The 8533-nt window shown below is 71.2% G+C and carries 5 protein-coding genes; 1 reads left to right on the forward strand and 4 read right to left on the reverse strand.

Annotation, left to right across the window (positions count from 1 at the left end; genetic code table 11):
- Positions 1-437: 437 nt before the first annotated feature.
- Positions 438-1943: an MFS transporter gene (locus ACWD3D_RS11675; protein ID WP_451460709.1), complete on the reverse strand. Its 1506-nt coding sequence runs from the start codon at positions 1941-1943 to the stop codon at positions 438-440.
- Between the two features lie 580 nt (positions 1944-2523).
- A complete protein-coding gene (locus ACWD3D_RS11680; RefSeq protein ID WP_451460710.1) occupies positions 2524-4539 on the reverse strand; it encodes an ATP-binding cassette domain-containing protein in 2016 nt (671 codons plus the stop codon).
- A 620-nt stretch (positions 4540-5159) separates the two neighbouring features.
- Between ACWD3D_RS11680 and ACWD3D_RS11685 the strand changes: the two genes are divergently transcribed.
- The gene (locus ACWD3D_RS11685) at positions 5160-6161 is read left to right on the forward strand and encodes an XRE family transcriptional regulator (RefSeq protein ID WP_451460711.1); all 1002 of its coding nucleotides are present in this window, start codon (positions 5160-5162) and stop codon (positions 6159-6161) included.
- A gap of 381 nt (positions 6162-6542) precedes the next feature.
- On the opposite strand, the gene ACWD3D_RS11690 is transcribed toward ACWD3D_RS11685, so the two are convergent.
- Together ACWD3D_RS11690 and ACWD3D_RS11695 are read right to left on the reverse strand one after the other, a co-directional pair.
- Complete coding sequence (locus ACWD3D_RS11690) at positions 6543-7412, reverse strand: endonuclease/exonuclease/phosphatase family protein (RefSeq protein ID WP_451460712.1); 870 nt, start codon at positions 7410-7412, stop codon at positions 6543-6545.
- 157 nt (positions 7413-7569) lie between these two features.
- Positions 7570-8406, reverse strand: a complete 837-nt coding sequence (locus ACWD3D_RS11695; RefSeq protein ID WP_451460714.1) for a Cof-type HAD-IIB family hydrolase — start codon at positions 8404-8406, stop codon at positions 7570-7572.
- Positions 8407-8533: the final 127 nt, after the last annotated feature.

The raw sequence follows: 8533 nt of genomic DNA on the forward strand, positions 1-8533 counted from the left end.
GACGGGAAGTGATCGCCGTGGGCCCCCGCAACACCTCCGGGCGCAGGCCGGCCCCGATACCCCGAGCGCGAACATCCGCACCGGATGCGCGAGATGCTCCGGCGCCGTCCGGGAACTCCAGCCGTGGTTCGACGCGCTCGCCCGTACCTCGTCACCACCCCGGCTCCGGGTAGGCCCGGCCGTCTGCGATCCCCTCGACGGCCGCACGAGCGTAGGCGACGATCGGCTCCGGCAGTCGCGCAGGGTCCCACCTGCACATCGTCGACACCCCTGGCGGGCAGCCGCGGATGCAGTTGGTGTTCCGGGCCCGCCGCCGGGAGGGCGTTCCCGAGATCCGTGAGCCCGACAAGTGCCTCGCCCGGCAGTTCTGGTCATCGACCCGGCGGACCTGGAGCTGGTGCACGTCGACGTGTGCCGCCTCGCAGGACGCTCCCTTCCTACTCGCCGTCCGGCTCGGCCGCGGGCGATGGTGTCGTGGTGTCCATGCCGCGGCGTGCGCGGGCGATGCCCCAGCCCACCAGTACGGCGGCCACGGCCGTGAGCAGGAGACCGGCCAGGGTGACAGCATGGCCGAACTCCGCTGACTGGTCGGCGCTCCAGTTCCTGGCGGCGATGTCGCCGGTGAAGAGGGCCGCGAGGATGGTGCCGCTGACGGCGATGCCGATTCCCGTGGCGACTTCGCCGGAGGTGTCGACGAGCGCCGCTCCGATGGTGGTGCGGCTGGCCGGCAGGCCACGCATCACGTTGGTCCCGGCGACGACACCCACCACGCGCATCCCGGCGGCGACGAGGACCAACGCGAGGGCGACCCACACGTATCCGAAGCGGCCCAGCAGGGCGTAGACGGCGAGCCCGCACACGACGGATCCCGCACCGAGCCAGGCTGCCTTGTCGAAGCCCACACGCTTGAGCAGTGGCCCGATGAGAGCGCCGCCGGCGATGAGCACGACAACCTGCGGCAGCATCCCCAGGGACGCTCGAGCCGGCGTCCAGCCCCAGTCGAGCTGGAGCTGGAGGGTCACGAGGTAGCCGAGGCCCGCGACGGCGAGGCCCGAGGCGCCCTTGAACGCCAGCCCGCTGGACACGAGCGGGCGGCCGACGAGCTTGAGATCGAGCAGCGGATGGCCGACGCGTCGCGCACGGACGACGAACAGCACGGCCATCACGACGGCCGCTGCCGTGGTCAGCCAGGGAGCAAGGGACGCGGCGCCGGTGTCGACGAACAGGGTCGGGGCGACCAGCGCGGACACGATCGCCGCCGTCCCGAACAGGGCACCGAGGCCGTCGACGGGGTCACGGTGCAGCTCGTCCTTCCGGTCGGCGGGGATGCCGCGCCGGATGCCGAGGAAGGCGAGTACGGCGATCGGCACGTTCACCAGCAGCAGCGCCTGCCACGGAGCGAACGCGAGGACGAAGCCGCCGGCCGTGGGCCCGATCGCGAGTCCGACCAGCCCCACGGTCGAGATCAGCGTCGTCGCACGGACCCGGAGCCGGTCCTCGTCGAACAGCCGGAACGCCAGGGCCAGGGAGCCCGGCGTCGTCATCGCAGCCGCGACACCCATCGCCGCACGGACCGCGATCAGCTGCTCCGCCGTGGTGACGAACGCGGTCGCCAGGCTCGCCGCACCCAGCAGCACCAGTCCGACCAGCATGATCCTGCGGCGGCCGACCCGGTCGGCCAGCGCGCCGAAGGCCAGCATCAGCCCGCCGAAGACGACGGCGTACACGCCCGTGACCCACTGCAACGCTGTCGTGGACGCGGAGAGCTGTCGGCCGATGGTCGGCAGGGCGACGTTGAGGATCGAGTTGTCGAGCATCTCGAACAGGAACACCGCCGACAGCCCGGCGAGGGCTGTCCACGCTTCCCGCAGGGAACCAGGCGAACGAGAGGGCTCGGGGGGGACGTCGACCTCGTCGACCGTTCCCGTACGTCGGACATCCATGGCGCACTCCTTCAGGGAGAAGAAGTGGCGGTCCGTCCGGCACCGCGTACGAGCCCTCGGCCCTGCTCATCGACAGTGTCGATGCCCAGCAGTGCCCACAGGCTTTTCCTTCGAGTCCACACATCGTACGACAACCATCAGAGGTCACGTCGCGGTGCTGCGCCAGGACGTGTGTCGAAAGTGGCGCCGTCCGGCCGGAGGGCGGGTCCGGCGGAGTCCGGTGCGTGCGATCGCAAGGCGGAGGGGCGCACCGATACTGGATGTATCGGGGTGATCCCGACAACGCGGCGAGCGTGCGTGCCAGGCGTCGCCGGACAGGCGGGACTTTCGACACACGCCCTACCAGACATCGCCCGACACTCAGGCCCGACGTGGCCCGCGCCACCACAGCACAGCGAGTCACCGCCGCAGCACAGGTACGCGTTGGCGAACGTCCCCCGGCGGATGAGCAGACCCCGTCCGATGTCGTCCACGGCGGAGTCGTGGGTGCAGATCGGGCGACCGATCCCGTCCGGATGGTCCTCGAAGTGCTCGGGCCACTGAGCGTCCGGGGCGGCCGGGACCCGTCCGTCGAGGGCGCTCATCCGCCGTCTCCGTCTCCGTCTCCGCCAGGGGCCTCGGCCTGGTAGGCGGCGGCTTGGAGGGTGAACATCTGGTGATACTCGCCGCGTTGAGCCATCAGGGACCTGTGGTCGCCGCGTTCGATGATCCGCCCGTCCTGGAACACGAAGATCTCGTCGCACTCGATCACGCTGGCCAGCCGGTGGGAGATCAGAATCGTGATGCGGTCCACGCGGTGCCGCCCGCGCAGCACGGCGGTGTAGGCGGCGTGTTCGGCCCGCGGGTCCATGCTGGCGGTCGGCTCGTCGAGCAGGAGGACCGCGGCGTCCTTGTACAGACCGCGGGCCACCGCGAACTTCGCCCAGTTCCCGCCGGAGAGTTCCTCGCCGTCCTTGAACCGCTTGGAGAGCGGAGTGGCCCACTGCTGGGACAGCCCCGCGATGACCTGGTCCGCTCCCGCGGCCGTCGCGGCGCGCAGGGCACGCTCCGGGTCGGCCCGGGCGATCGTACCGGCGGAGATGGTGATGTTCGCGAGGGCCGAGAGCGGCCACTCCACCGGGTCCTGGAGGACCATGGCGACCTGTGCGTGCAGGCTTTCGGCGTCCATCGTGAGCACGTCGGTGCCGTCCCACGCGATGCTGCCGGACGTCGGTTCGTACAACCCGGCGAGCAGCTTGGACATCGTCGACTTCCCGGAACCGTTGGCCCCGACGAAAGCGACGGTGGAGCCTGCGGCCAGTTCCAGGGAGACGCCGTCGAGCGCCGGCTTCTTCCCGTCGGGGTAGGTGTACGCGACGTTCTCGACGCTGATCTTCTTCACCTGCCGGGGCGCCGCGACTCCCGTACGGCGCGGCAGCAACGTCCGGCACTTCTCCAGGAATCTGTACAAGTCCGAAACCCACAGGGCGTGTTCGTAGACGTAGTGGGTCGCGAGCACGATCCGTGTCAGGGTGCCCTGGCTGGCCCGGATCGCGAGAACGGCCCCGCCGCCGGAGGCCAGCGGCAGCCAGCCCACGATCGTCATCCAGGCGAGCGCGGCATAGGTCAGGCCCGTGGCGACGCCGCCCACCGCCCGGCCGAACAGTGAGGTGCGGGCCTCGGCCCTGCCCAGTCGCGTGTCTTCCTCCTCGATCCGCCGGGCGATCCGCTCGTGCTCGCCCAGCAGCGCCGACTGCGCGGTCGAAGAGCGTAGTTCCGCGGCGGAGTCGCGATCGAGCAGCAGCCAGGTGAACAGCCGGATGCGCCGCTGGAGCGTGCTGTAACGGACCTGGCTGAGGAAGCGCATACGCGCGGAGCGCACCGAGGCGAGCCCCTGCGGGATCACGGAGGCGAGGAGCAGGGGCAGCAGAAGGGGGTGGAGCAGAGTCAGCACCGACGCGGCGCCGACGAGCCCGAGCAGCGCGGAGGCGAGTTCCATGATCTGCGCGATGGACTGGCGGGCGTAGAAGATCCCTCGGTCGTTGGCACGGTTCGATTCGTCCGCCCAGTTCGCGTCGTCGACCGCCTCCAGCCGCACGTGGGCGGCGAGGCCGAGGAGGTCCATTTCGATGATGCGGCGGACCTTCGGTGTCAGGCGGGCCTGATACAGGGCGACCCCGGCGTCGAGTACGGCACGGAACATCAGCAGGCCGGCCACCAACGCCAGGGAGGGGAACGCGGCCCGGATACGGTCCGGTGTGGCTCCCTGGGCGAAGAGGGCCTGCAGGACGCCGATCGAGGCGAGCAGCCCGAACGCCGCCATCGCCGCCGACCCCAGTTGCAGGACGATGACGGCAAGGGTGGCCCGCGCATCGGCACGCCATGCCATCCCCAGCACGTGGCGGACGATCGTGGGGAGCGTGGCGAAGATCTTCCACATGCTGGTGCGGGACGCCTCACCGTCCCAGGTCGCCCAGTACGCGTCCGCCAGCTCGTCACCGAGCTCGGCGCCCTCGGGGGAGGGCGCGGCGGACGCCGGGGGCAGCGGCAGGGGCTCGGTACGGGAATGCGGAATGCCGGAGGCGCCCCGCGCGGTCGAGGACAGCGGGTCGGTCACTTCTGCCTCCCGTCGATCGTGGTCCGCGCCGCCCTCGCGGGCAGCAGCCCGACGGCCAGAGGCGCGGGAAGCGCCGCCACTCTCGCCGGGATGGCTGCCCGGCTGGGCGCGATCATGCGGCCCACCTCGCATCCGGCCGTTCCGAGCGGCGGACCACGTCGAGCGCGTCGAGCGCGTCGAGCGCGTCATGGTGTGTGGCGGGCCGCCGCTGGTCACACCCGGGCGTCGGATGCGCGAGGGCGAGTACAGGGTTCATGACGTCCTCCAGTGGGCGCGTGCGTGGGAACGGTGCTCGAATCCGCCGCCGGGGTATCCGTGGGCGTGATGCTCAACGACCCGGTGGGGATATCGAACGCATGTGTTTCGGACGGTCTCGGAACCCCGGTTCCTCTGCCTTCTGAAGGGTGCGGGATGCACGGGCCCTTACGCCGCAACGCCAGTTCGCTGACTGGGTGTTGGCCGAAAAAACGCCGCCGGTCCCGGAGGCGGGGACGACGCGGTGTCCATCCGGGTCCTGCCGTACTCGGGCCCCGTTCGGTGGAGCGGAGGGCCGGCAGACGGATACGGTGATGAACCCGGGGAGCACCGTTCCGGCGCTGCGAGAGGACATGTGACTCACCATGGACCAGACCCGCCGCATCATCGTCACGGCGATCCCCGGCGCGGCTCTCGCGGCCCTGGCGACCACATGGGCCGCAGCAGGTTCCCCCGTGCCGGCGGACGGTCGGGCGCACGCGGGTACAGCGGTCGGCGACGAGCTGGTGGCCTCCCTGGAAGCAGCGGCGGCCGGCCTCACCGCGCAGACCACGGAAGAACGCCGGCACACCGCGCCCGTACTCGACGCCCTGCTGAGCACGGTCACCCACCTCATCGACGAGGCGCGCTACGACGACCGGCTCGGTGTGCGGTTGCACATCCTCGCCGCAGGGCTGGCGCAAACCGTCGGGTGGCATCGCTTCGACCTGGGCCACCACGGTGAAGCCGCCCGCTACTGGGTCGGCGGAATGCGCGCAGCCCACGCCATCGGCGACCACGACCTGCGAGCCGCCCTCCTGGGCGACCTCGCCTACCAGGCGTCATGGCGGGACCGCCCCCGCACGGCCGCCGGCATCCTCGAACGCGCCCTCGTCCGCGTCCACCACCCGGCGGCTCAGGCACTCCTGCGGCTCCGCCTCGCTCGCTCCCTCGCCGCCCAGGGCGAACGCCAAGGCGCGTTGCGGGCACTCACGGCAGCGGAACACCTGCTGGGCGCGCCGTCCGACGACCCCGTTCCCGCCTGGTGCGCGTGGTTGTCCGAGGCGGACCTCGCGGTGGACTCCGGTCAAGCGCTGCTCGACCTCGGGGACACGCGCCGAGCTCACCTTCTCATCCGCGAGGGGCGGAAACTGCTGCCACCGGCCCGGAACAAGACCCAGGGCGTGTTCCTCGCGTACGCCGCGCGCTCCCATCTCGACCTCGGAGAACCGGACACGGCCGCAGCGGCGGCCACCGGGTCCTACTTCCTGGCGAAACGCATCGGCGCACCCCGCTGCGAGCGACTCGTCCGCGATCTCGCCCCTCGGTTCGCTGCCCACCCGACTGCGCAGGGAGTTCCCGAACTCCTCGAACTCATGGCACGGTGAGTGCTTTTCGACCCGGGGGCAGCTCCTTCGAGCCGGGCTGCGGTGCAACACGATGAAACCGCACCCCCGCCCTCGGCGAGGGACGCGTCATGGAGGCGGGGCACGGTCTGTCCGTCGTACGTGGACGCCGTGACGCCTGCGGGCGTCACGGCGTGTCGGGCGTCGCGCACCGGTCCACCGCCGATGACGGGGGCGGTCATCAGCCGGTGACGGTCACCGGGCCGTACGCGGAGAGGTCGGTGATGTTCATCCGGCCCGGGGTGGTGGCCGTTTTGAACCCTTCGGACCCCCGGAACCCGATGCAAGTCCCGAGGGCCCCGGCGTGCCGGGAGGCCGGCCCGCCGGGGCCCTTCGCGGTCGCAGGTGCTGCCTTCGGCAGCCTCAACGGCGCAGGCGGGCCTGCACGAGAACGGCGTCGTGGTCGGTGTACGCGGCGGGCTCGACCGTCACCTTCGGCGCCGCGAGGTTGCCGTACACGTGCTGGATTCCGGCGGCCTGGGTGGCGGCGGCGTCCGTGAGCGTCCACATGCCCTCGGGGGCGCAGGACGCGTGACGGTTGACGTCACCGGCGAAGATCGTCCGGGGGCCCCGGGAGGCGAGGACCGCGGCGAGTTCGGCGCACTGGACCGAGTTGGTGCTGTCGGCCGCCTCTCCGTCGGTGGACAGGTGGCTGCTGCACACGTTCACCCGGCGTGCGGTGGTGACACACAGCCAACGACGCTCCTCGACACCGCTGAACACCGAGTACGGCGCGTCTTGCGAGGAGCGGATCGCGTCCTTCGTGAGGACCGCGTTGCCGAAGACGCCGCGGCCGGTGGGCGTCTTGCAGTCCAGCGGGGCGCCCCGGTAGATGACCGTGGCGAACCGGTAGTGGTAGCCGGTGCGCGCGGCGATCTCGGCGACGTCGCCGCTGCACGCCTCGTTGAGGGTGACGGCATCGACGTGGTGGGCGTCGACGCGCTCCACGACCTCGTCGAGGACCTTCGGGTACGCGGTGCGGGCGAAGCAGCCCGCGTACCCGCTGGAACAGACGTTCATCTGGAGGAGCGAGAACGGCACCCGGTTTCCCCGGTCTCCCCGCTGTCCGTTGGCCGCGTCGTGGGTCGAGCCATGGGCCGCGTCGTGCGTACCGTGCGACGGGCCGGACGCGTGTCCGGCGGCCGAGGCGGCGGCGGGCGACACCAGGACCGCGGCGAACACCGACAGGGCGAGAGTGAGGGCGCGCAGCCGCGCCGCTGTGAAGTGGATCATGATGCGAGTGTGCGGAACGACGTGCCGCCTGAGAAGTGGGGCGAGGAGCTGTTCACGGACGCTTCCGGCGCCCTTCACCCCGCTGCCGGCTCCGAGGCCGGCGGGAACCGCTCCCGTCGGCGTACCGGACCGCTGGACGTTCAGAGACCGAGGACGTTCACAGACCGAGGACGTCCTTGATGGTGCGCAGGACGCCGTCGTCGGTGTGGGCCGGGGCCGTGTGGCGGGCGCGGCCGAGGATCTCCGGGTGGGCGTTGGCCATGGCGAAGGACCAGTCGGCGGCGTCGAGCATCTCAAGGTCGTTGAGGTAGTCCCCGAACGCCATGGTCTGCTCGGGTCCGATGCCCATGTCCTGCTGGAGGCGGCGTACCGCCACGCCCTTGTCGGCGGTGCGGTTCATGACGTCGATCCAGTGCTTGCCCGAGACGACCACCCGATGGGTGTCGGAGAACTCCGCCAGGGCGGGGGCGGAGCCTTCGGCCCCGCCGAAGTCGAGGACGGCGACCTTGATGATCTCGTCGTCGACGGCGGTGGCGTCGTCCACGACACGATGCGCCCGGTAGTACTTGCCGACCTCGGCGAGGAACGCCTCGTCGCCGCGTTCGGTGTACGCCGAGCGCTTTCCGCAGACCACCACGCCGACGTCACCGCCCTGCGCCGCCAGCTCCCTGACGCGGGTGACCAGACGGGCGGAGACCGCGGGGTCGAGCGGGTCGGAGGACAGCTCCACCCCGTCGCGGACGACGAGGGTGCCGTTCTCCGCGATGTAGACCATGCCCGCGTCGACGCCCTCGAACAGGTGGGCAAGGGTGGCGTACTGGCGGCCACTGGCCGGGCTGAAGACGATGCCTCGGCGGCGCAGTTCGTCCAGCAGGGGCCACAGGCCCGCCGGTACGTTGCCGTCGGCGTCCAGCAGGGTGCCGTCCATGTCCGTGACGATGAGCCGGATGTCGGGGTGGCCGGCGGGCGGACGCGTGTCGCGTCGGGTGTGCATGGTGATCCTGAGGTCGGCGGGTCGGGGCGGAGGCGTATCGCTACTCATGCCTGCATTCTCACTCGTGAACCGTCCACAACTCGCTTCCGCGGCTGCTTCACCCGGCACACGACGCTCCCCTACCCAT

It is taken from the genome of Streptomyces sp. NPDC002690 (genome assembly GCF_053592415.1).